We start from the raw sequence: 21,104 nt of genomic DNA, 5'->3' as shown, positions 1-21,104 counted from the left end.
ATTTCGCTCGAGTGGATCGGACTTAGAAGTCCATGCCGCCCATGCCGCCCATGTCGGGCATGCCGCCGGCCGCGCCGCCGCCCTTCTTGGGCGCTTCGACAATGGCCGCTTCCGTCGTGATCAGCAGGCCAGACACAGAGGCGGCGTCCTGCAGGGCGGTGCGAACCACCTTGGCCGGGTCGATCACGCCGGCCTGGATCAGGTCGACATACTCTTCCGTCTGGGCGTTGAAGCCGAAGGTCGGCGAGGCGTTTTCAAGCACCTTGCTGACGACGATCGAACCTTCGACGCCTGCGTTTTCCGAGATCTGACGGATCGGAGCCTGCAGCGCGCGACGGACGATGGCGATGCCCGCGTCCTGGTCGTCGTTGTCGCCCTTCAGGCCGTCGAGGACCTTGGAGGCCTTCAGCAGGGCCACGCCGCCGCCGGGAACGATGCCTTCCTCGACGGCCGCGCGGGTCGCGTTGAGGGCGTCGTCGACGCGGTCCTTCTTTTCCTTAACTTCGACTTCGGTCGCGCCGCCGACGCGGATCACGGCCACGCCGCCGGCCAGCTTGGCCAGACGCTCTTGCAGCTTTTCCTTGTCGTAGTCCGAGGTGGTGTCCTCGATCTGACGCTTGATCTGCGAAATGCGGCCTTCGATGCCGTCCTTGTCGCCCGCACCATCGACGATGACGGTGTTGTCCTTGTCGATGGTGACCTTCTTGGCCTTGCCGAGCATGTCGAGGCTGACGTTCTCAAGCTTGATGCCGAGGTCTTCGCTGATCAGCTGACCGCCGGTCAGGATCGCGATGTCTTCCAGCATCGCCTTGCGGCGATCACCGAAGCCCGGCGCCTTGACAGCCGCGACCCGCAGGCCGCCGCGCAGCTTGTTGACCACCAGGGTGGCCAGGGCTTCGCCTTCGACGTCTTCAGCGATGATCAGCAGGGGACGGCCCGACTGAACGACGGCTTCCAGCACCGGCAGCAGCGGCTGCAGCGAGGAAACCTTCTTTTCGAAGAGCAGGATGAGGGGCTCTTCGAGATCGGCCTCCATCTTGTCCGGGTTGGTGATGAAGTAGGGCGACAGGTAGCCGCGGTCGAACTGCATGCCTTCGACGACGTCGAGTTCAGTCTCGGCGGTCTTGGCTTCCTCGACGGTGATGACGCCTTCGTTGCCGACCTTGTCCATCGCCTTGGCGATCATCTCGCCGACTTCGGTGTCGCCGTTGGCGGAGATGGTGCCGACCTGGGCGATTTCCGAATTGCTCGTCACCTTGCGCGAGGTGTTCCTGATCTCTTCGACGACCTTGGCGACGGCCTTATCGACGCCGCGCTTCAGGTCCATCGGGTTCATGCCCGCGGCCACCGACTTCAGGCCTTCGACGACAATGGCTTGGGCCAGGACCGTGGCGGTCGTGGTGCCGTCGCCGGCCTTGTCGTTGGTCTTGGAGGCGACTTCACGGATCAGTTGGGCGCCGAGGTTCTCGAAGCGATCCGCCAGCTCGATTTCCTTGGCGACGGAAACGCCGTCCTTGGTCGAGCGCGGGGCGCCGAACGACTTCTCGATGACGACGTTGCGGCCCTTGGGGCCGAGGGTCACTTTCACCGCATTGGCGAGGATATTGACGCCGCGCAGCATACGGTCGCGCGCGTCAGAGGCGAAATAAACGTCTTTCGCAGCCATGGTTGTCTCTCTTTTCTAGGGGATGTCCGGGAGGGGTCTCTAAAGGTCGGCTCGGCCGATCAGGAGACCACGCCCAGGATGTCGCTTTCCTTCATGATCAGCAGGTCTTGGCCTTCGAGGCGAACCTCGGTGCCCGACCACTTGCCGAACAGGATGCGGTCGCCCGTCTTAACGTCGAGGGGCTGGATCTTGCCGCTGTCATCGCGGGCGCCGGGGCCGGTGGCGATCACTTCGCCTTCCTGCGGCTTTTCCTTCGCGGAGTCGGGAATGATGATCCCGCCCTTGGTCTTTTCCTCTTCCTCGACACGCTTGACGAGGACGCGGTCTCCGAGGGGACGAAACGCCATTTATTATTCTCCATCCGAATTTGCTGCGATGGCCTTAGCCATTGGCGACTGCCGTTAGCAGTCGCCAGCCACGAGTGCCAACGCGAGGCGGAAGTAGGTTCCAGTCGGTTCGGAGTCAAGGAAGGCTGATAAAAACAAAAAAGGCCGGGCGTGAGCCCAGCCTTAAAGTTTGTTCTTCCTTGGGAGGAAACGCCCAGATTGGGCAGCCGCGGAAATAATCCTCCCCCGCTCAGATGCAAGGCCTCGGCCGAAGAAAAACAAACTATCTCAAATGCGAGTCCCCCGACGCGCCCGGAAGAAGCTTTTTAGCAGCACGGACGCCTCTTCAGCGAGCACGCCTGCGACAACCTCCGGGCGCCAGTGGCAAGTCGGCTGGTCGAAGAATTTCGGCCCGGAGACCACTGCGCCGCCCTTCGGGTCCGTCGCCCCGAACACCAGCCGACCGATGCGCGCATGGCTGACGGCGCCCGCGCACATCGCGCAAGGCTCAAGGGTCACCGCCAGGCCTAGGCCGGTCAACCGGTAGTTGCCGAGCTTTTGGGCCGCCGCCCGCAAGGCCAAGATCTCGGCGTGGGCGGTCGGATCGTGGCTTGCGATCGGGCGGTTCGCGGCTTGAGCGATTACTTCGCCAGTGACGATATCGAAGACGACGGCGCCGACGGGCGTCTCGCCTGCGTCGGCTGCGGCTTGCGCCGCCTCAAGGGCGATGCGCATGGTGCGATGATCATGGTCCACGATCCCCTACGAACCGGCGCCTATCGCCCAGGTCAAGCCCGGCCTCATCAAGACAATGGCGAAGACGACGGCGATGACGACGTCATCCTTGCCGCCGGCGGCGAGGGCGAACGCGTCGCCAAGGCGCTCGCCCGCGCCGGAGTCGCCTCGCGCCGCGACGTAGAACGGCTGATCGCCGAGGGTCGCGTGGCGCTCAACGGCCAGACGCTGACGACGCCGGCGGTCAAGGTTGAACCCGGCGACATCCTGACGGTGGACGGCGAAGTGGTCGGCGACGCCGAGCCGACGCGGCTGTTCCGCTATCACAAGCCGGTTGGCCTGGTGACCTCGCACAAGGACCCGCAGGGTCGACCAACGGTGTTCGCCAATCTGCCCGGCGAACTTCCGCGTCTGATCTCGGTCGGCCGGCTCGATATCAACACCGAAGGCCTGCTGCTGCTCACCAACGACGGCGAACTGGCGCGCGCTCTGGAGCTGCCGGCGACGGCCCTGCCGCGGCGCTACCGAGCGCGCGCCCACGGCCGGATCACCCAGGCCAAGCTCGACACCCTGAAGGCCGGCGTCACCGTCGAAGGTGTCCACTACGGCCCGATCGAAGCTACGTTGGACAAGGCCAAAGAGGGCCCAGCCGGCGCCAACCTGTGGATCACCATCACCCTGGCCGAGGGCAAGAACCGCGAAGTCCGCCGCGTGCTGGAATCCGTCGGCTTGAAGGTGAACCGCCTGCTGCGCCTCTCCTACGGACCGTTTGCGCTCGGCACGTTAGAACCTGGCGAGGTGGACGAGATCGGTCCGCGGGTCCTGCGTGAGCAGATGGTCGACTATATCGACCCCGCGAACATGCCGGCGGGTGAGCGGCCGCTCTACCGGCGACCAGCGACGCCCAACCGGCCTCGCCGCACGCCCGCCGACGCCATGGTCCCTTCTCCGCCTGAGGCGCCGCAAAAGAAGGTCTACAAGGCCGGCTGGGCGAAGGCGAAGCCGAAGGCCAGTCCGCACGGCGTTGGCAAAAGCCGGCCCTTCGTAGAGAAGGACAAGGCGGCCTCGCCGATCTACGCCAAGCCGGCCCTGGGCAAGAACGGCAGGCCGTTGAAGCCTGGCGAGGCGCGGCCGGTGAAGTATTTCTACTCCGATGGAAAGCCTCCTTCCGGCAATTCGCCGCGCAAGAAGGGCAAGCCTCCGGCCGCGGCCAAGCCGGGCCGCAGCGTCATCCGACCCACAAAGGCCGTCCCATCGACCGGGCGAGGCTTCCAGCGCCCCAAACCGGAACGCGCCGCCTCGGACCGCTCAGGTCCTGCCAATACGGCCGGCGCCGCCGCGCCGACCGTTTCGCGTCCCGCACGACCCGGTCGCAAGCCCGGCCCCAAACCCGGCGCCAAGCCTGGCCGTGGCGGACCCGACGGAGGCCGCTAACTTTGCGAATTGTAGCGGGTGAATTTCGTGGCCGGACCCTGGCCGCGCCACCGGGGGCGTTGACACGACCGACCGCAGATCGGGCGCGCCAGGCGGTGTTCAACATCCTTGAGCACGCGCCCTGGTCAACCGGCCTGCAAGGCAGGCGTGTCATCGACCTCTTCGCCGGCTCAGGCGCACTCGGTCTTGAGTCGCTATCCCGCGGCGCGGGGTTCGCGCTCTTCATAGAGACCGACGAGATGGCGCGCGGGGCGATTCGCGACAATATCGACGCGCTTGGCCTTTTCGGCCGAACCCGCGTGCATCGGCGCGACGCCACCGCCCTGGGCCTGCGGCCTGGCGCCGATGGCCCGTCGTTCAACCTGGCGTTCCTGGATCCGCCCTACGGCAAGGGGCTGGGCGAACAGGCGCTCGCCGGTTTGATCGAGGGCGACTGGTTGGCGAAGGACGCCCTGGTCGTCTTCGAGCGCGGGGCCGAGGAACCCGACATCTTGGCCCCAGGGTACGAAGGTCTCGACGTCCGCGACTATGGCGCGGCCCGCGTCCACTTCCTGAAGCTCGCCGGCGGCTAGGCGGGCGAGGACGGCTTTGAGTGGCCGCCCGCCTGGCGGCTAGTCGCGCCGGCCCTCGGGACCGCGGTTCCGACCGGGGGCTTGCTGCTGCGGTCGGTCCGCTTTCGCGCGCGCTGCGGCTTCGCGGGCGTGATCAGCGGCGGGGTTCGCGCGGGCGGCCTGTTGCTGTTGGCGTTGAGCTTCGCGCGGGGCCTGTTGGGCCTGACGCACCTGCTGTTGTTGCGCTCTGGCCTGCGCCGCCTGCTGGCGCCCCGCGTTCTCGCGGGCCGCCTGCTGCTGTTGCTGGCGGGCGCGCGCCTGTTCCTGCTTCGCCTGCTGCTGAGCCCGTTGCGCTTGGGCCTGCTGCTCGCGACCCTGCTGTTGCGCCCTCTGCTGCTGGGCGCGTTGTTCATTCGCCCGTTGCTGGCTGGCCTGTTGCTGTTGCTGTTGCTGCTCAGCCTGCCGACGACGCTGGTCCGCCTGTTGTTGGCGCGCATTGGCTTGCTGCTGACGCTCATTCGCCTGCTGCTGGCGTTGCGCGGCGACCCGGCTCTGCTGTGCCTCCCGCTGACCCTGTTGGACCTGGCGTACGCGCGCCGCCTGATCGCGATTCGCCTGCTGCTGGTCGCGGGCGTGGGCCTGCGCATCGGCCTGCTGCTGGCGGACTTGTTGCTCGCGATCACGCTGTTCAAGAACCTGTCGCCGCCGATCCTGCTGCAAGCGTTCGCGCTGCAGGTCGCGGGTGCGGTCCTGTTCGAAGACGACTTGTTGGGGCCTCGCCCGAAAACGCGGCGCAGGATCACCGCGATCATCGCGATCACGCCAGGCGCGCCAGTCGGCGTCGTTGCGGACGGCGCGAATCCAGGGTTGAGCAGTCGCCTGAACGCGCGGCGCGCGGGTGCGCCAGACCTCCTGCCGGATTGGCGCGCGATTGCGCGCCGCGCGGCGCAGATCTCCGCCGTTGGCGTAATAGCGGCCGGCAAGCGGCGCTGCGCCGCGGAACTGATCGCGGTCAAGGTAGCGACCGTTGCTGTCGAACAGGGCGATCAGCACTCCGGCGGCGTCGAAGCCATAGCCGTACTGGCTGTCACGCACGAAGTACGGCCGCGGCGCGTCGGGCTGATAATAGTAATAGACCTCCTGGTCGCCATAGGGGTCGGCGTACATCGACCAGTCGTCCTCGGTCTCCCAGGCCATGCCCTGGCGACCGTCGTAGTCGAAGCCGTAGGCCGGCGGCGCATCATAGAACGCTTCCTGCAGCCCATAGGCCCGCTCCGCCAGCTGATAGCCGGCGCTCTGAGGGACCGGCGCGACACGCGCCGCCGGCGCCGCGGGCAGAGCCGCGACGGTTTCATAGCCGCTGAGCGGTTCCAGTGGCCGGGCGGCGGATTGCTGGGCCTCATCGCGGCACGACGCCAGGGCCATAGCGAGAAGGCTAGGACCCAAGATGAGCGTGGTCTTCAAACGAGTGCGGGACATGGGAGTCACCTTGCGGTCATCGGACGCTGGAGTGCGTCGTCTGCAACATGCGCGGCCCAGATTGGCCCCGCAGTGAAGCCAACGGTCAGGTACGGTTAATGTTGCCGGCCGGGTTCACGCGTCCCAGGTCAACACCACCGCTTCGGCGGATCGGCGGTGCGGGCCATGGTGCACCGCTTCGATGTTGTTGCCCTCCGGATCGCGCACGAAGGCGGCGTAGTAGCCGGGATGATAGTCACGCACGCCCGGCGCGCCGTTATCGCGGCCACCGGCCTGCAAGGCGGCGTCATAGAAGGCTTGGACCATGGCTTCATCACGCGCCTGAAACGCCAGGTGGACGTGGGTCGCCGGCTCACCAACGTCGATCCACAACTCGTCGACACTGAAGTGTTCGTCGTCTTCGCCGGTGATCGGGATTTCCAACGCGGCCATGACAGCGCGATAGAAGGCGGCGGTGGCGGGCAGGTTCTGAGTGCGCAGGTGCACGTGATCGATCAAACGACCGCGAGACAGTTCCATGGGCTGCTCCTGGATGTTGGCGTCTGTCGGCTCAACGTCCGCCCTCGCCCCGGGTTGCCCTGTCAGCGACGACCGAAGAGCCGCTCGATGTCCGCGAGCTTCAACTCGACATAGGTCGGCCGGCCGTGGTTGCACTGGCCCGAATGAGGGGTGACCTCCATCTCGCGCAGCAGGGCGTTCATCTCCGGCGCGCTGAGCCGGCGACCCGCCCGCACCGAGCCGTGGCAGGCCATGGTGGAGCAGACGTCCTCCAGCCGCTCCTTCAGCGCCAGCGCCTGGTCATGCTCGGCCAGATCGTCGGCGATGTCGCGGATGAGGCCGGCCGCATCGGTCTGGCCCAGCAGCGCCGGTGTCTCGCGCACCAGGATCGCCCCGGGCCCAAAGGCCTCGACGACCAGACCCAGGGCCGCCAGCTCGCCCGCCCGGCCGACGACCCGCTCGGCCTCGGCGGGATCCAGCTCGACGACTTCGGGGATCAGCAGCGCCTGGCGCGCCACGCCGCCGTCGGCCATCTGCGCCTTCATCCGTTCATAGACCAGCCGCTCATGCGCCGCGTGCTGGTCGACGATCACCACGCCGTCACGGGTCTGGGAGACGATGTAGGTCTCGTGCACCTGGGCGCGGGCGGCGCCGAGGGGGAAGTCCTGGGCTTCATAGGCCGGTTGGACGGCCTCGGCGGCGTAGGTCACCGCGTCCCCCAGCGAATTCGCCTGCCAGACCGGTTCAGTCCAGTTTGGTTCAGCCCGGGCTGAGACGTCCGTGAGGCCGGGGATCGACTGGCCCGAGGGTTGCGGCGCCCAGCCGCCCTGGCGCCAGGCGGAGAATCCCGTGGCGGGCGGCGGCGCGGCGTAGCCCGGGCGGAAGCCGCCCAGCGCCGCGCCGGCGACCGTTGTCGATGCGCGATGTCCGGCGCTCGCCAGGGCGTGGCGCAGGGCGCCAATGATCAGGCCGCGCACCAGACCGGGATCGCGGAAACGCACTTCAGCCTTGGCGGGATGGACGTTGACGTCCACCTGGGTCGGATCGATCTCCAGATAAAGCGCCGCCAGAGGATGACGGTCGCGGGCCAGGAAATCGGCGTAGGCGCCGCGCAAGGCGCCCTGCAACAGGCGGTCGCGCACCGGGCGGCCGTTGACGAATAGATACTGATGCGCCGCGTTACCGCGGTTGTAGGTTGGCAGGCTGGCGAATCCCGTCAGCCGGATGCCTTCGCGTTCCTGGTCCAGCGCGACGGCGTTGTCGGAAAACTCCCGGCCCATGATCGCCGACAGGCGAGCCAAGCGGCCTTCCGGCCCCTTGGTCTCGGCCGGCAATTTCAGGACACGGCGACCATCCAGGTCGAGGAAGAAGCCGGCGTCCTCATGCGCCATGGCCTGGCGCTTCAGCTCCTCAGTGATGGCCAGGGCCTCGGCCCGTTCGGACTTCATGAACTTGAGCCGCGCCGGCGTGGCGTAGAACAGGTCGCGCACCTCGACCCGCGCTCCATGCGGCCCTGGAAAAGCCGCCGGATGGGCCGCGCCGACAGCGCCGGCGTCCACAAGGATGGCGAAGGCGCCGGAGGTCCCGCGCGCGCGGCTGGCGATCGCAAGCCTGGCCACCGAGCCGATCGACGGCAGGGCCTCGCCGCGGAAGCCGAGCGTGGCGATCCGCAACAGGTCATATTCGCCCTCGGCGTCTGGCGAGAGCTTCGAGGTCGCGTGCCGCTCCACCGCCAGCGCCAGTTCGTCCGCCGCCAAACCCTGGCCATCGTCCGCCACCAGGATGCGCGACAGGCCTCCGCCGTCGGCCTGCACCTCCACGCGGGTCGCGCCCGCGTCGAGGGCGTTTTCGACGAGCTCCTTGACCGCGCTGGCCGGCCGCTCGACCACTTCGCCAGCGGCGATGCGGTTGACGGTCTCAGGGGGAAGGCGGCGAATCGGCATGGCTGGAGCGGTCCTTGAGTCGGACTATAGGGCGAAACATGGTTAAGCGTCGCGTCGCCGCATTGCTGCTTTGGGCTTGGCTGCTGGGCCAGCCAGCCGCCGCCCAGATCCCGCTGGCGCCGGCGGATCCGAACGAGGCCCTGGTCGAGGAATTGGTGGTCACCGCCGCCGATCCCGGCCCCGCCTGGTGGACCGTCTCGAACGGATCAGCGACGGCCTACGTCCTGGGCGTCCCCAGCCTCGCCCCTAAGCGCATGCAATGGGACAGGACGGTGTTCGACCGACGACTGGCGAAGGCCAGGGTGGTCATCCTGCCCTTCGAGAATTTTCGGGTGAAAACCCTCGGGGCTCTGGGCGCTGGGGTGAACTACCTGCGTCTGCGTTCATCCCAGCCCTATGAAGAGCGCATGGACGCCGAAGGCCGACGCCGTTTCGCCGCGGCGCGCGAGCAGATCGCTCAACCCGCCAAGCGCTATCGCACCCACCACCCTCTTGCTGCCGGCCTGATGATGTCGACTGACTACCGCGAGCATTTCGAGCTCACCACGACCGACCCCACCAAGTTGATCAAGCTTCTGGCGCATCAGGCCGGAAAGCCGATCGTGGAGAAGAGCTATGATCTCGGCCCGCAGCTTGGGGCGATCATCCGCACGCCCGACGCCGCCGGGCGCGCCTGCCTGAACGAGGTGATCGCCCAGATCGAAGCCGGGCCTGAGGTGACGCGCCAGGCGGCGCGCGCCTGGGCCGCAGGCGACGTCCGCGCCGCGCTCGACAATGAGCGGACATTCGAGCGCTGCATCGCTTTCGTGCCCGGCGCCCAGGCGCTCGACGCCCGGGTCAAGCGCGACACGGCGGCGGCCATCGAGGCGGCCCTGGCCACCCCTGGCTCGGCGATCGCGCTCGTGCCGCTACGCCCCCTGCTGGCGCAGGGCGGCGTACTGGATCAACTGCGCGCGAAAGGCCTGGAGGTCACAACGCCAGGCGAGACGATCGAGCCGGCGTCCTAGAGGCCAGGAAGTTTGATCTTGCCGCCGCCGCCGCGGGAGATAACCACCGGCTTGCCGCCGGTCAGGGCCTCGACGCGCGCCTGTTCGGCGGCCGCATCCACGGGCGCCGGCGTGTCAGAGCCGGCTGAAGCGACGGCCGGAGCGCCGTCGGCGCGCCAGAACATCACGCGATCGGCGAAGCTCTTGTCCTTGTGGGCGACGTCGCCGAATTCGTCGTCGACGACATAGCGGATCAGCGGATCGGCCTTGTCGGCGCCGGCCTTAGCCACCAGCATCTTCTCGCCGTCGGTGCGGTCTTCACTGGCGCGTTGACCCATCAGGGCGGCGCGGGCGGCGCTTTCAGGCTGAAGCTCCTGCGGGCGCGGCTTGCCCGGCGCCGGCGGCCGCAGGGAGAAGTCGGGCGGCACCACCAGAGGCGCCTTGGAAACCACCCGGAACTCGTCCGGGGTCACCTTGTTCATGCCCAGCGCGCTGCGGGTCGATTGGCAGGCGCCGAGCGCCAACGGGGCCACGAGCACCGAGGCGAGGATGATCCGATTGACGCTCATCAACTTCCAAAAGCTCCTTCAGCCGCCCCCGGCTACATCTTGTCTTCGGCAATAGCGCAATCGCGACCCTGCGCCAACGTCGCGCTCTAGTCAGGCTTGCGGCTTGTCTTTTCTAAGGCTGTCCCAAAGCAGGAAGCAGACGCCTACGGTGATGGCGCTGTCGGCGATATTGAAAATCCACGGGAAGAAGCCGATCTGCTGGACGTCGATGAAGTCCACCACGGCGGCGAATCGTGCGCGATCGATGGCGTTGCCGACCGCCCCGCCGATCACCAGACCCAGGCCCACCGTGGTGAGCCATCGTGTCGCCTTCAGCGCCCAGGCCGCCAGTACGCCGGCGACCCCAAGCGAAAAGGCGAAGAGCGCCCACCGTACGGCGTCGTGGCCAGCCTGCAGCAGACCGAAGCTGACGCCCTGGTTCCAGACCATGGTCAACCGCAAAGGCCAGAACAGCGCGACGCTCCCCAGGTCCGGCAAGTCCAGCCCATAGAGAATCCACGCCTTGCTGGCCTGGTCGAGGACGATCATCGCGGCGGCGATCGCAAGCGCGGCCAGGCCGCGTGGCGTCGCCCAGGCGCGCGGGACAGCGTTCACGCCGCAGCAGCCTTCGCGTCCCACGCTGCGACGGCGTCCGCGTCGCGCAACGACAGGTCCGGATAGCGGGGATCGGACCCCACTTCCGGCAGGATCCGCCAAGACCGCGCGCACTTTGCGCCCTCGGCCTTCACAGGTTGGACGGCCACGCCGGGCGCTTCAGGGATACGGAAGGCGTCGGCCGGACCCTCGTCGGCGACCAGGGTCGCCTGGCTGGTGCGAAACACCTCCGCGGCGTCCAAGCCGCCGAAGGCGGCCCGCAGGTCGGCGTCGGCGATATGCACCACCGGAGCAGCCTCCAGGGCCGCACCCATGCGCTTCTCGCGGCGTTCGACCTCCAGCGCCCCGGTGACCGCACGGGTCACGGTCTGCACCTTGGCCCAGCGCGCAGCTTCGGCGTCATTGCGCCACTGGCCCGGCGTATTCGGGAACACGCGCAGGACATTGGAGCCGGCGTCGGGGAATCGCAGCGTCCAGGCCTCCTCCATGGTGAAGGACAGCAGCGGCGAGGCCCAGACCGTCAGCCGCTCGAACACAAGGTCCATCACCGTGCGCGCCGCGCGTCGGCGCAGGCTGTCAGGCCGGTCGCAATAGAGGGCGTCGCGACGGATATCGAAGAATAGCGACGACAGCTCGTCCTGGCAGAACTCGGTTAAAGCCCGCGTGACGCTCTGGAAATCGTACCGTTCGAAAGATTCGCGGACAAAGCCATCGAGCTCCCACAGGCGGTGCAGGATGAACCGTTCCAGAGGCGGCATGTCCTCAAGCGCCACGCGCTCGGCCTCCTCGAAACCGGCCAGAGCGCCCAGCAGATAGCGGACGGTGTTGCGCAGCTTGCGGTAGGCGTCGGTGGTGGTGGCCAGGATCGTCTTGCCGATCCGGGTGTCGTCCGAATAGTCGATCATCGCCACCCACAGGCGCAGAATCTCTGCGCCTGAATCCTTGATCACGCTCTGCGGATCGGTGGTGTTGCCCTTGGACTTCGACATCTTCTCCCCCTTTTCGTCGAGGGTGAAGCCGTGGGTCAGCACACCCTGGTAGGGCGCGCGGCCGCGGGTGCCGGCGCTCTCCAGCAGGGACGACTGGAACCAGCCGCGGTGCTGGTCGGAGCCTTCAATGTAGAGATCGGCGGGGCTACGGGTCGCCGTACTCTGGCGCTGCTCCAGGACGAAGGCGTGGGTCGAGCCGGAGTCGAACCAGACGTCGAGCACGTCTTCGACCTTTTCATAGCGAGCCGGGTCGCGCCCCCCCAGGAAGTCTTCAGCGGGACGCACATACCAGGCGTCGGCGCCCTCGGCGGCGATGATGTCGACAATGCGGACATTGACGTCAGGATCGACCAGCGGCTGGCCAGTGTCCTTGTCGACAAACATGGCCAGCGGCGAACCCCAGGCGCGCTGGCGGCTGATGAGCCAGTCGGGGCGGCTTTCCACCATCGCGCGGATGCGGTTGCGGCCCGTCGCCGGATAGAAGGCGGTGGCGTCGATCGCCTCCAACGCGGTTTCGCGCAAAGTGCGGCCGCCATGGGCGGTGTCGTCGAGCGGCAGGTCCATCTGGATGAACCACTGCGGCGTGTTGCGGAAGATCACCGGCGCCTTGGAACGCCACGAGTGAGGATAGGAGTGCTCGACCCGGCCACGCGCCAAGAGCCGGCCGGCCTCGATCAACCGCTCCATGACCGCGCCGTTGGCCGGGCCAAACTTGCCCAGCTTCTTGCCTTCGGTCTCCAGCACTTTCAGGCCAGCGAACAACGCCACATGCGGATAGTAGGCGCCGTCCGGATCGACGGTTTCCGGGATTTCGCGATGGCCGTGGGCCAACCAGACCAGGTAGTCGTCCGCGCCATGGCCTGGGGCGGTGTGGACAAATCCTGTGCCGGCGTCGTCGGTGACGTGGTCGCCGGCCAGCAGCGGGACAGTGAAGCCGTAGTGGCTGTCCAAGGCCGCCAGCGGATGCTCCAGCACCATGCCGGACGGATCGACGGCCTCGACCTTGCGGGCCTCCGCGATCTTAGCGGCCTTGAAGACCTCGTCGGCCAGGCGCTCGGCGACGATCAGGCGATCGCCCACCGCCGACCAGGGGGCGAACTCCAAGCCCGTCTCCATCGCCTCGACCTCATAGACCGCGTAATCGATCTGCTCGTTGTACGAGACGGCGCGGTTGGCCGGTATCGTCCAGGGGGTGGTCGTCCAGATCACGACGCTGGCCCCCAGGGCTGCATCGGCCCCTTCAACGACCGGGAACTTCACCCAGATCGCCGGGCTGACATGGTCGTGGTACTCGACTTCAGCGTCGGCCAGCGCCGTGCGCTCCACCGGGCTCCACATCACGGGTTTTGAGCCGCGATAGAGCTGGCCGGAGGCCGCGAACTTGTGGAACTCCGCGACGATCGCCGCCTCGCTCGCAAAGTCCATGGTGGCGTACCGGTTTTCCCAGTCGCCCAGTACGCCCAGACGCTTGAATTCGCGCATCTGTTCGCCAAGCCAGTGTGCGGCGTAGGCGCGGCATTCGGCGCGGAACTCGCCCACCGGCACATCGTCCTTGCGCCGCCCCTTCGCCCGGTACTGTTCCTCGATCTTCCACTCGATCGGCAGGCCGTGGCAGTCCCAGCCGGGCACATAGTCGACGTCGTAGCCCAGGGCGAAGCGCGAGCGGACGATAAAATCCTTCAGCACCTTATTGAGGGCGTGGCCGATATGGATCGCGCCATTGGCGTAGGGCGGCCCGTCATGGAGCACGAACAGCGGCGCGTTGGCCGCCTGCCGGGCCTTGCGCACCGTCTGGTAGAGGTCGGCCTCGGCCCAGGCCTCGAGGATCACGGGCTCCTTCTGCGGCAGGCCCGCGCGCATTGGGAAGGCGGTGTCGGGAAGGAAGACGGTTTCGCGGTAATCGCGCGAGGGGAGATCGGCGTCATCGGCCATGGAGAGCATCCAGCGTGTCGGAAGGGGTGCGGAGTCTGACCCGGCGCGCGCCGTCGCGGCGTCACGCCGGGCGAATAATTCGCGCGTTCTTCCGAGGCGGGGTCATATCGGCAGGCTGTAACAGAGGCGAGCGCAGAACTGAAGGCTAGTCGAACGGCGGCGCGACGATCGCGCGGGCGGCCGCGGCGTCGGCCATGACTTGGGCGGTCAGCGCCTCCAAGCCCTCAAACTTCGCCTCAGGGCGCAGGAAGGCGATCAGATCGGTTTCGATCGTCTGGCCATAAAGGTCCTCGTCGAAGTCGAAAAGCCAGACCTCCACGCGCGCCTCGACCTCGCCCACGGTCGGATTGACGCCGATGCTGGCGACGCCGGGAATTTCACGTCCGTCCGCCAGGCGGGTGCGCGTGGCGTAGACCCCGTAACGGGGCCGCACATAGGCGCCGAGCGCCACGTTGGCCGTCGGAAACCCCAGCGTCCGGCCAAGTTGCCGGCCCTTTTCCACGACGCCTTCGATCGCGAACGGCCGCCCCAGGATCGCCGTGGCGTCTTCCGGCCGGCCGACGCGCAAGGCCTTCCGCACCTCGGTGGACGAGAACTTGCCGTGATCGTCGCCCACAGCCTCGGCGATCGAGACGCCGAAGCCGAGTTCGACGCCGTATCGCGCCATGGCGTCTGGAGTTCCAGTCCGCCCCTTGCCGAAGGTGTTGTCGAACCCGACTGTGATGTGCCGCGCGCCCAGGCCGCGCAGCAGCACCTGCTCGGCGAAGGCGTGATCGGACATGTCGGCCAACTCGGCGTCCATCGGCAGGATGTAGAGCCGCTCAACACCAAGGGCGGCGAAGGCGCGGGCCTGCTGCGCCGGCGTCATCAAGTGGAAGCTGGGGTCGCCCGGCCGGAAATAATCGCGCGGGTGCGGATCGAAGGTGATGACGCCCAGCGGCGCGCCTAGGGCGCGCGAAGCGCGCGCCGCGATGGCGATCACCTGCTGATGACCACGATGGACGCCATCAAAGGAGCCCATGGCGATGGAGGCGCCCATTTGATCCGCGCGAAGGCCCTTCCAGCCCCGAATGACGGACAGGCCGGTCATGCCGCCGCGGGCCGACGTGGGGCCTGAACAACCGCCTCGCCCTGTACGGCGACCTTGCCGCCCACAAGGCATTCGGTGTGCAGGGTGACGAAACCCCGGCGATCGATGGCGCTGATGATCGCCCGGGTGGTCACTTCATCGCCGATGCGGATGGGACGACGAAACTTCAGCGATTGCGAAACATAGATCGCGCCGGGCCCTGGCAGCTTCGTTCCCAGGACGGCTGAGAGTAGGCGCCGCCCAACATGCCGTGAGCGACCCTGCCGCCAAAGGCGGTTGTCGCGGCGAAGGCGTCATCGAGGTGAACGGGATTGTCGTCGCCAGAGACCGCGGCGAAGGCGCGCAAATCTCCGTCGGTCACGACGTGAACCATTTCAGCGCTCTGACCGACGCTCAAGTCTTCCAGATAGAATCCCGGCACGCTCTCTCCCTTTAGCGCCTATTAGCGAGGTTGGCGGCTGCTCACCAGATCAGGTCGGCGATGGCCCAGGTGGCGGTACGGCCTTCGCGAGCGAGTAGGGCCTCAGTGGCGGCCTGATCCAGGCCGGCGGCGGTGATGGTCTCGGCGCCATGGATCCCGCTGGCGACAAACAGGACGTCGAGGCCTTGGTCGTTGGCGCCCTTGACGTCCGTAGCCAGGCCGTCGCCGACGCAGAGCACCCTCGCCGGATCTAGCGGCCCGCCCAGCAGCCCCTGCGCCTTCGCCATGGCCAGATCGTAGATCGCCGCGTGCGGCTTGCCCGCCATCACCACCTTTCCACCCAGCGTTTCATAAAGCTGCGCCACAGCGCCCGCGCAGTAGATCAGCTTCTCGCCCTTATGGACGACGATGTCCGGGTTGGCGCAGATCATCGGCAAGCCCTGCGCCGCAGCGGCTGTCAGGCGCCCGCGGTAGTCTTCGGGGGTCTCGACATCGTCGTCATACGGCCCCGTGATGGCGATGAACTGGGCGCCCTCCGGATCAAGCTGCTCGCGGAGGCCGAGGCCGGCGTAAAGCACGGCGTCACGCTCTGTGCCGATGGTCCAGGCCGGGCCGGGCGCGCGACTAGCGATAAGGACGCGGGTCGCATCGCCCGAGGTGACGATTTCGCTCCAGGCGGCGCGAGGCACCGCCAGGCTGTCCAACTGCTCGATGATTGGCCCATGGGGGCGCGGCGCGTTGGTGATCAGCACCACCGGGCCCACCTCCGCGCGCCAGCGCGCCAGCGCCTCGCAGGCGACGGGAAAGCATTCGCGGCCATTGTGGACGACGCCCCAAACGTCACAAAGCAGGACGTCGTAACGGTCGGCGAGGTCGGAAAGGCCGGCGATCTGTTCCATGACGGGCGGCGGTAGCCGCGCCGTCCTGCAAGGTCAAACCCTAAGCTTCGGCTTGTTGATTCATCGCCCAGCTGACCCCGTACGGGTCTTTGAGTTGGCCGTAGACGTCGCCCCAGAACATCTGCTGATAGGGCGTCACCACATCGCAACCCGCAGCGACGGCGCGATCCCACCAGGGCTTGATGTCGTCCACCGGGATCATGATCGAATAGCCCTGGGGATCGACCTCGGGGACGCCATGCTCCGGATAGGCGTCGCTCAGCATCATGGACGAGCCGTTGATGTACAGGTGGACGTGCATGGTGCGGCCCTGTTCATCGGGATCGTATTGGCCAGCCAGCTCAGCCCCGAAGGCCTTCTGGTAGAACTGCGCGGCCTTGATGGCGCCGCGAACCTGCAGGTAGGCGACGATCCCGCCCTTCACCTCGACCGGCGGCATTTTTTCGTAGGTTTGGTTCCCAGTCTCGCTCATCGGATCTCTCCCTGTTGCTGCTCTGAGGACGCTGGAGACACGGTCGGGCCGACACCGCCCAGCTTGTCTTTCGCCTCAGCGCGGATGCGGTCCAGGCGGCCGCGAATATGGGCGGCCTCCGCCGGGGTGTTCGCTAGCGCGATCGCCCGGTCGAAGGCCTCCGCCGCCTCGCGGTCGCGGCCGAGCTCCAAGAGAAACGCGCCCTTCGCGCCGAAGAAATGGAAATAGCCCGACAGCCGCTCTTCGAGCGGCGTGATCAAGGCGAGGGCTTCGGCGGGCCCCTCAGCCCGCGACAGGGCGACGGCGCGATTCAGGGTCACAACCGGTGAGGGCTGGATGATCGCAAGGGTCGCGTAAAGCCGCTCGATCTGCGACCAATCCGTCATCGCCGGAGCCGTGGCGCGGGCGTGCAGGGCGGCGATCGCGGCCTGCACCTGATACGCGCCAGGGCGGCGGTGGCGCATGGCCTTATCGATCAAAGCCAGTCCCTCGGTGATGGCCTTGTGGTCCCAAAGCCCTCGATCCTGATCATCCAGGAGGATGGCCTCGCCGGCCGCATCGAAGCGCGCCGCCATCCGCGAATGCTGAATGAGCATCAGGGCGCAAAGGCCCATGACCTCGGCTTCGGTGGGAAATAGCCTGAGCAGCAGGCGTCCCAGCCGGATCGCCTCCTCGCTGAGCTGGCCGCGCGTGGAGCTCCCTCCGGCCGAATAGCCCTCGTTGAAGACCAGGTAGATCATGGCCGCCACCGCGGCGAGACGCTCGGACCGTTCGACCGCGCCCGGCGCCTGAAAGGCGACCTCCGCCTTGGCGATGCGCGCCTTCGCCCGGGTGATCCGCTGCTCCATGGCCGCCTCGGAGACCAGGAAGGCCCGCGCGATCTGCTTGACCGAAAGCCCCGAGACGATCCGCAGGGCCAGCGCAATCTGCTGGGTCGCCGGCAAGTCGGGATGGCAGCAGATGAACAGGAGTCGCAGGACGTCATCGCGGTACTGCGAACCATCCAGCCGCTCGGCCAGCGGCGCCTCGACGTCTTCAAGGTCTGAGAGCACGCCCTCGTCAGGCAGGTCGGTCTCGCGGGCCTTCTTGCGCACCCCGTCCAGGGCGGCGTTGCGGCCGACCAGGATCAGCCAGGCCGTCGGATCGCGTGGCGGCCCGTTTTTCGGCCAAGCCCTCAAGGCGCGCAGGCTCGCCTCCTGGAAGGCCTCCTCCGCCGTATCGAGATCACGGAAATAACGTAGAAGGGCGCCGATCGCCTGGGGTCGGGCGACCGTCAGCGCCGCATCGATCCACGCGAGTTCGGTCACGCCCCGCCTGCGGAGGCCGCATCGGCGATCGTCGCGCCCGGCAGATAGAGGTGTATGGGCCGGATCTCATAGGCGCCGCCAGGATTGGCGATCGTCAGTTCGCGCGCGATGTCCAAGGCTTCCTCGAGGTTGGCGCAGTCGACGATATAGAATCCGAGAAGCTGCTCCTTGGTCTCTGCGTAAGGGCCGTCGATCACAACGCCGTCGGACTTGCGAAGCGTCGCCGCCGCCGTGGTCGGCAGCAGGCGAAGGGACGGGCCCAGCTTGCCCTCGGCGGTCAGTCGCTCATGGATGACCTGCAAGCGGTCCATGACCGCGTCATCCTGCGCCTTGGTCCAGGACCAGACGACGTCTTCGTCGTTATAGCAGAGCATGGCGTAGAGCATGGGGGCCTTCCCTCTTCCGTCTTAGGACGAGGGACTATGCCAAGGCCCGACAAAGCCGTGAAAGATAATCGCCGCCGCACGAGGCGCCGGCGCGTGCTCACTTCAACATGCTGGCGCCGGCGATGATCGCGGCGGAGAGACAAAGTAAGCCGATCTTGGGCAAAGGCGCGGCCTCGCCATAGACGACGACCCCCAAGAAGATCGCGCCCAGCGGAACAAGCGCCGCAGAGGCCGGCAGAAGCACGCTCATCTGGACTCCCGCCGCGACCAGACGCGAGAAGAGGTAGAACGAGAGGCCGAAGCACAGAAGCAGCATCAGGGTCGGACGCAGGTTCGCAAACCCGTTGGTGAGCGGCAGGAAATACAGAGCCGTCACCTGCAGAACGATGGAGGCCGCGAACATCGCGGTCGCAGAGGCGCTAATGGCTGGCAAGACGGTCCCCCGACACGAATGGCATATTCCTATACCATTTAAAGCCGGTCCGCCGCCAGCCCTGTCGCTGGCGGCGGCGCCGTGTCGCGTGCCTTAGAACAGCCCCGCGCGCTGCGCGATCACCACCGCGGCGATGATGAGGATCAGCGCCTGGATGATCAGGCCGAACGGCGAGGGCAGAGGCAACTTCTGCACGGCCCAGGCGATAAGGGCCGCAACGATCAGAACGATGACGGCGAAGATGAGAATAGACATTTGGTCAGCCCCTTGAGCGGCCAAGGCCGCGATAGGACGCTAAAGCTTAAGCGCGGCGAGTGTTCCGCCTGCGTCGTCGGGACAGTCGCCAGAAATGACGCGGAACCCTTGATGCCGGGGTGACTTTGGGCGCAGAGCCTTCGGCGAACGCGCGATTAAAGAGGAGCTTGGCTTGAGTTCACCGTTCGATGGCTATGAGGTCGAGGCTGAACTGCGTCCCTCGGCGGAGCGCTGGGGCTTTGATCTGGACCGAACATTGTCCGCCGTCGTGGCGCTGGAAGCCACGGCGCCCGCGGACGCCTTCACCGCCCGGACGCTCGGCACGGAGCGGCTGGGCAATGGCGCCGTCATCGGCACGAACGGTCTGGTCCTGACCATCGGCTATCTCATCAACGAGGCGCAGCAGATCACCCTCACCACCAATGACGGCCGCCGCGTCGACGCCCACGCCCTCGGCGTGGATCCGGTCTCGGGCCTCGGCCTTGTCCAGGCGCTGGAGCCCTTGGATCTGCCCGCCCTGCAGCTGGGCGATTCCGAGGGCCTGACCGACGGCAGCCCCGTGATCATCGCTGGCGGCGGCGGCGTGGCCCACGCCTCGGTAGGCCAGGTCCTGACGCGCATGCCCTTCGCCGGTTACTGGGAATATATGCTGGACGACGCGATCATGACGGAGCCCGCGCACCCGCACTGGAGCGGCGCGGCCCTGATCGGCGCCGGCGGGGACCTGCTCGGCATCGGCTCGCTGAGCCTGCAGCGCCGGCGCCGGCGCGGCGTCAGCCAGCTCAACATGTTCGTGCCCACCGATCTCCTGCCGCCGATCCTGGACGCTCTGGCTCAGGGCCGTGCGCCGCATCCGCCGCGTCCTTGGCTGGGCGTAATCAGCGGCGAGACCAGCGACCATGTGGTCATCACCAGCGTGACCCCGGGCGGTCCGGCCTCGCGCGCCGAACTTCGCCAGGGCGATCTCATCCTGGCCGTCGATGGTGTGGCGGTGAGCGATCTGGCGGACTTCTACACCCGACTTTGGGCCCAGGGCCCGGCCGGCGTACGGGTGCCGCTGACCTTGCAACGCGAAGGCGATGTCTTCGATGTCGAGATACGCTCGGCCGACCGGACCTCACTGATGCGCAAGCCCCGGTTCAACTGACGACGCCCGCGGGCGTCGTCAGTCCCTGAGCTCCTAGCGGGTCGGAATGGGCGTGGGGCCGCGATAGTCGTAGAAGCCGCGGCCGACCTTGCGGCCGAGCCAGCCAGCTTCAACGTATTTGGTCAGCAACGGACAAGGCCGGTACTTGGAGTCAGCCAGACCGTCGTAGAGCACGTTCATGATGGCGAGGACGGTGTCGAGGCCGATGAAATCGCCGAGCTCCAGCGGGCCCATCGGATGGTTCGCGCCGAGCTTCATGGCGGTGTCGATGGAGTCGACCGTGCCGACGCCCTCATAGAGGGTGTAGATCGCTTCATTGATCATCGGCGCGAGAATGCGGTTGACGATGAAGGCCGGAAAATCTTCGGCGTTGGCCGTGGTCTTGCCCAGCGAGCGGGCGAATTGGACAGCCTGTTCATAGGTGGCCGGCGCCGTGGCGATGCCGCGGATGATTTCCACCAGCTTCATGCGCGGCACGGGATTCATGAAGTGCAAGCCGATGAAGCGCTCGGGCCGATCGGTCGTCGAAGCCATCCGGGTGATCGAGATCGAGGAGGTGTTCGACGCCAGGATCGTCTCGGCTTTCAGATGCGGCTGCAGCGCCTTGAAGATCGCCTTCTTGACCACTTCGTCTTCGGTGGCGGCCTCGATCGCGAGGTCGCACTGGCCGATCGACTGCAGCTCAGGTGCGGCCTTCACCTTGGCGATCGTGCCATCCGCGGCGGCCTGGTCGATCTGGCCGCGGGCGACCGTCTTGGCCAGGGTGTCGCGAATGACGCCAAGGCCAGACTCGATGCGATCGGCGCTCACGTCGTGCAGCAGCACATCATAGCCCGCTGCAGCGCACACCTGGGCGATGCCGGCGCCCATTTGCCCCGCGCCGATGATGCCGACAGACCTGATCTCACCCATGGGTAGCGCCTCGAATACCGTTGTCTGCGGCGTTCTTAGCACGTTGCGCCACGGCGCCGACTCTCTTTTGCTGCAATGCA

The 21,104-nt window shown here is 67.1% G+C and carries 21 protein-coding genes and 1 pseudogene; 4 read left to right on the top strand and 18 right to left on the bottom strand.

Annotation, left to right across the window (positions count from 1 at the left end):
- Window positions 1-22 precede the first annotated feature (22 nt).
- The 3 genes from groL to tadA all read right to left on the bottom strand — a co-directional run bounded on the left by groL (window position 23) and on the right by tadA (window position 2,727).
- On the bottom strand, window positions 23-1,666 hold the full coding sequence (gene groL, locus BN1313_RS04730; protein ID WP_091737152.1) for a chaperonin GroEL: 1,644 nt from the start codon (window positions 1,664-1,666) through the stop codon (window positions 23-25).
- Between the two features lie 59 nt (window positions 1,667-1,725).
- Window positions 1,726-2,013: a co-chaperone GroES gene (gene groES / locus BN1313_RS04725; RefSeq protein ID WP_091737149.1), complete on the bottom strand. Its 288-nt coding sequence runs from the start codon at window positions 2,011-2,013 to the stop codon at window positions 1,726-1,728.
- Window positions 2,014-2,280: 267 nt separating this feature from the next.
- Entirely contained in the window at window positions 2,281-2,727 is a 447-nt protein-coding gene (tadA, locus tag BN1313_RS04720) for a tRNA adenosine(34) deaminase TadA (protein WP_091742333.1), read from the bottom strand.
- A 12-nt stretch (window positions 2,728-2,739) separates the two neighbouring features.
- Here tadA and BN1313_RS04715 point away from each other — a divergent pair, with 12 nt between their 5' ends.
- Together BN1313_RS04715 and rsmD are read left to right on the top strand one after the other, a co-directional pair.
- A complete protein-coding gene (locus BN1313_RS04715) occupies window positions 2,740-4,161 on the top strand; it encodes a pseudouridine synthase (RefSeq protein WP_091737146.1) in 1,422 nt (473 codons plus the stop codon).
- A 2-nt stretch (window positions 4,162-4,163) separates the two neighbouring features.
- Window positions 4,164-4,733, top strand: a complete 570-nt coding sequence (rsmD, locus tag BN1313_RS04710; RefSeq protein ID WP_091737143.1) for a 16S rRNA (guanine(966)-N(2))-methyltransferase RsmD — start codon at window positions 4,164-4,166, stop codon at window positions 4,731-4,733.
- A gap of 39 nt (window positions 4,734-4,772) precedes the next feature.
- Here rsmD and BN1313_RS16260 read toward each other — a convergent pair whose 3' ends face one another.
- The 3 genes from BN1313_RS16260 to mutL all read right to left on the bottom strand — a co-directional run bounded on the left by BN1313_RS16260 (window position 4,773) and on the right by mutL (window position 8,632).
- Window positions 4,773-6,191 carry a hypothetical protein gene (locus BN1313_RS16260; RefSeq protein WP_141653069.1) on the bottom strand — a complete coding sequence of 473 codons (1,419 nt, stop codon included), beginning with the start codon at window positions 6,189-6,191 and terminating at the stop codon, window positions 4,773-4,775.
- Between the two features lie 114 nt (window positions 6,192-6,305).
- The gene (locus BN1313_RS04700; RefSeq protein ID WP_091737140.1) at window positions 6,306-6,710 is read right to left on the bottom strand and encodes a VOC family protein; all 405 of its coding nucleotides are present in this window, start codon (window positions 6,708-6,710) and stop codon (window positions 6,306-6,308) included.
- Window positions 6,711-6,772: 62 nt separating this feature from the next.
- Complete coding sequence (mutL, locus tag BN1313_RS04695; RefSeq protein ID WP_091737137.1) at window positions 6,773-8,632, bottom strand: DNA mismatch repair endonuclease MutL; 1,860 nt, start codon at window positions 8,630-8,632, stop codon at window positions 6,773-6,775.
- 38 nt (window positions 8,633-8,670) lie between these two features.
- Here mutL and BN1313_RS04690 point away from each other — a divergent pair, with 38 nt between their 5' ends.
- On the top strand, window positions 8,671-9,639 hold the full coding sequence (locus BN1313_RS04690) for a TraB/GumN family protein (protein WP_091737134.1): 969 nt from the start codon (window positions 8,671-8,673) through the stop codon (window positions 9,637-9,639).
- On the opposite strand, the gene BN1313_RS04685 is transcribed toward BN1313_RS04690, so the two are convergent.
- The 11 genes and pseudogenes from BN1313_RS04685 to BN1313_RS16480 form a co-directional block, all read right to left on the bottom strand.
- Window positions 9,636-10,187, bottom strand: coding sequence for a DUF3035 domain-containing protein (locus BN1313_RS04685; protein ID WP_091737131.1), 552 nt, complete (start codon window positions 10,185-10,187; stop codon window positions 9,636-9,638). The two genes, BN1313_RS04690 and BN1313_RS04685, sit on opposite strands and share 4 nt — an antisense overlap.
- Before the next feature lie 90 nt (window positions 10,188-10,277).
- Window positions 10,278-10,715 (bottom strand): signal peptidase II, encoded by a 438-nt coding sequence (gene lspA, locus BN1313_RS04680; RefSeq protein ID WP_091742330.1) that lies wholly within the window; start codon window positions 10,713-10,715, stop codon window positions 10,278-10,280.
- Between the two features lie 62 nt (window positions 10,716-10,777).
- On the bottom strand, window positions 10,778-13,702 hold the full coding sequence (gene ileS, locus BN1313_RS04675; protein WP_091742327.1) for an isoleucine--tRNA ligase: 2,925 nt from the start codon (window positions 13,700-13,702) through the stop codon (window positions 10,778-10,780).
- A gap of 145 nt (window positions 13,703-13,847) precedes the next feature.
- Entirely contained in the window at window positions 13,848-14,792 is a 945-nt protein-coding gene (locus BN1313_RS04670) for a bifunctional riboflavin kinase/FAD synthetase (protein ID WP_091737128.1), read from the bottom strand.
- Window positions 14,789-15,213, bottom strand: a pseudogene (locus BN1313_RS04665) (MaoC family dehydratase). Before BN1313_RS04665 ends, BN1313_RS04670 begins: the two are co-directional and overlap by 4 nt.
- A 41-nt stretch (window positions 15,214-15,254) precedes the next feature.
- Window positions 15,255-16,112, bottom strand: a complete 858-nt coding sequence (locus BN1313_RS04660) for a TIGR01459 family HAD-type hydrolase (protein ID WP_091737125.1) — start codon at window positions 16,110-16,112, stop codon at window positions 15,255-15,257.
- 40 nt (window positions 16,113-16,152) lie between these two features.
- Complete coding sequence (locus BN1313_RS04655) at window positions 16,153-16,584, bottom strand: VOC family protein (RefSeq protein WP_091737122.1); 432 nt, start codon at window positions 16,582-16,584, stop codon at window positions 16,153-16,155.
- Window positions 16,581-17,891 (bottom strand): RNA polymerase sigma factor, encoded by a 1,311-nt coding sequence (locus BN1313_RS04650; RefSeq protein WP_091737119.1) that lies wholly within the window; start codon window positions 17,889-17,891, stop codon window positions 16,581-16,583. The genes BN1313_RS04655 and BN1313_RS04650 overlap by 4 nt, the downstream gene beginning before the upstream one ends.
- Window positions 17,888-18,277, bottom strand: coding sequence for a YciI family protein (locus BN1313_RS04645; protein ID WP_091737116.1), 390 nt, complete (start codon window positions 18,275-18,277; stop codon window positions 17,888-17,890). The genes BN1313_RS04650 and BN1313_RS04645 overlap by 4 nt, the downstream gene beginning before the upstream one ends.
- Window positions 18,278-18,374: 97 nt before the next feature.
- On the bottom strand, window positions 18,375-18,710 hold the full coding sequence (locus BN1313_RS04640) for a DMT family transporter (RefSeq protein WP_176695890.1): 336 nt from the start codon (window positions 18,708-18,710) through the stop codon (window positions 18,375-18,377).
- A 93-nt stretch (window positions 18,711-18,803) separates the two neighbouring features.
- Window positions 18,804-18,965 carry a hypothetical protein gene (locus BN1313_RS16480; RefSeq protein WP_176695889.1) on the bottom strand — a complete coding sequence of 54 codons (162 nt, stop codon included), beginning with the start codon at window positions 18,963-18,965 and terminating at the stop codon, window positions 18,804-18,806.
- 172 nt (window positions 18,966-19,137) lie between these two features.
- Between BN1313_RS16480 and BN1313_RS04635 the strand changes: the two genes are divergently transcribed.
- The gene (locus BN1313_RS04635; RefSeq protein ID WP_091737110.1) at window positions 19,138-20,112 is read left to right on the top strand and encodes a S1C family serine protease; all 975 of its coding nucleotides are present in this window, start codon (window positions 19,138-19,140) and stop codon (window positions 20,110-20,112) included.
- Between the two features lie 33 nt (window positions 20,113-20,145).
- Here the strand turns inward: BN1313_RS04635 and BN1313_RS04630 are convergent, their stop codons facing one another.
- On the bottom strand, window positions 20,146-21,024 hold the full coding sequence (locus tag BN1313_RS04630) for a 3-hydroxybutyryl-CoA dehydrogenase (RefSeq protein ID WP_091737107.1): 879 nt from the start codon (window positions 21,022-21,024) through the stop codon (window positions 20,146-20,148).
- Window positions 21,025-21,104 lie beyond the last annotated feature (80 nt).

This window comes from Phenylobacterium immobile (ATCC 35973) (assembly GCF_001375595.1).
GTDB lineage: Bacteria > Pseudomonadota > Alphaproteobacteria > Caulobacterales > Caulobacteraceae > Phenylobacterium > Phenylobacterium immobile.
Note: the sequence above shows the minus strand (reverse complement) of the source record. Positions and strands in the feature narration are given on the sequence as shown.

Bases quoted from the DNA above. Each gene is read 5' to 3' on its own strand.
- BN1313_RS04685 (WP_091737131.1), bottom strand. From the start codon at position 10,187: ATGAGCGTCAATCGGATCATCCTCGCCTCGGTGCTCGTGGCCCCGTTG.
- lspA (WP_091742330.1), bottom strand. From the start codon at position 10,715: ATGATCGTCCTCGACCAGGCCAGCAAGGCGTGGATTCTCTATGGGCTG.
- groES (WP_091737149.1), bottom strand. From the start codon at position 2,013: ATGGCGTTTCGTCCCCTCGGAGACCGCGTCCTCGTCAAGCGTGTCGAG.
- BN1313_RS04670 (WP_091737128.1), bottom strand. From the start codon at position 14,792: ATGACCGGCCTGTCCGTCATTCGGGGCTGGAAGGGCCTTCGCGCGGAT.
- BN1313_RS16260 (WP_141653069.1), bottom strand. From the start codon at position 6,191: ATGTCCCGCACTCGTTTGAAGACCACGCTCATCTTGGGTCCTAGCCTT.
- BN1313_RS04645 (WP_091737116.1), bottom strand. From the start codon at position 18,277: ATGCTCTACGCCATGCTCTGCTATAACGACGAAGACGTCGTCTGGTCC.
- mutL (WP_091737137.1), bottom strand. From the start codon at position 8,632: ATGCCGATTCGCCGCCTTCCCCCTGAGACCGTCAACCGCATCGCCGCT.
- BN1313_RS04660 (WP_091737125.1), bottom strand. From the start codon at position 16,112: ATGGAACAGATCGCCGGCCTTTCCGACCTCGCCGACCGTTACGACGTC.
- BN1313_RS04700 (WP_091737140.1), bottom strand. From the start codon at position 6,710: ATGGAACTGTCTCGCGGTCGTTTGATCGATCACGTGCACCTGCGCACT.
- tadA (WP_091742333.1), bottom strand. From the start codon at position 2,727: ATGCGCATCGCCCTTGAGGCGGCGCAAGCCGCAGCCGACGCAGGCGAG.
- groL (WP_091737152.1), bottom strand. From the start codon at position 1,666: ATGGCTGCGAAAGACGTTTATTTCGCCTCTGACGCGCGCGACCGTATG.
- BN1313_RS04630 (WP_091737107.1), bottom strand. From the start codon at position 21,024: ATGGGTGAGATCAGGTCTGTCGGCATCATCGGCGCGGGGCAAATGGGC.
- BN1313_RS04655 (WP_091737122.1), bottom strand. From the start codon at position 16,584: ATGAGCGAGACTGGGAACCAAACCTACGAAAAAATGCCGCCGGTCGAG.
- BN1313_RS16480 (WP_176695889.1), bottom strand. From the start codon at position 18,965: ATGTCTATTCTCATCTTCGCCGTCATCGTTCTGATCGTTGCGGCCCTT.
- BN1313_RS04690 (WP_091737134.1), top strand. From the start codon at position 8,671: ATGGTTAAGCGTCGCGTCGCCGCATTGCTGCTTTGGGCTTGGCTGCTG.
- BN1313_RS04715 (WP_091737146.1), top strand. From the start codon at position 2,740: ATGGTCCACGATCCCCTACGAACCGGCGCCTATCGCCCAGGTCAAGCC.
- ileS (WP_091742327.1), bottom strand. From the start codon at position 13,702: ATGGCCGATGACGCCGATCTCCCCTCGCGCGATTACCGCGAAACCGTC.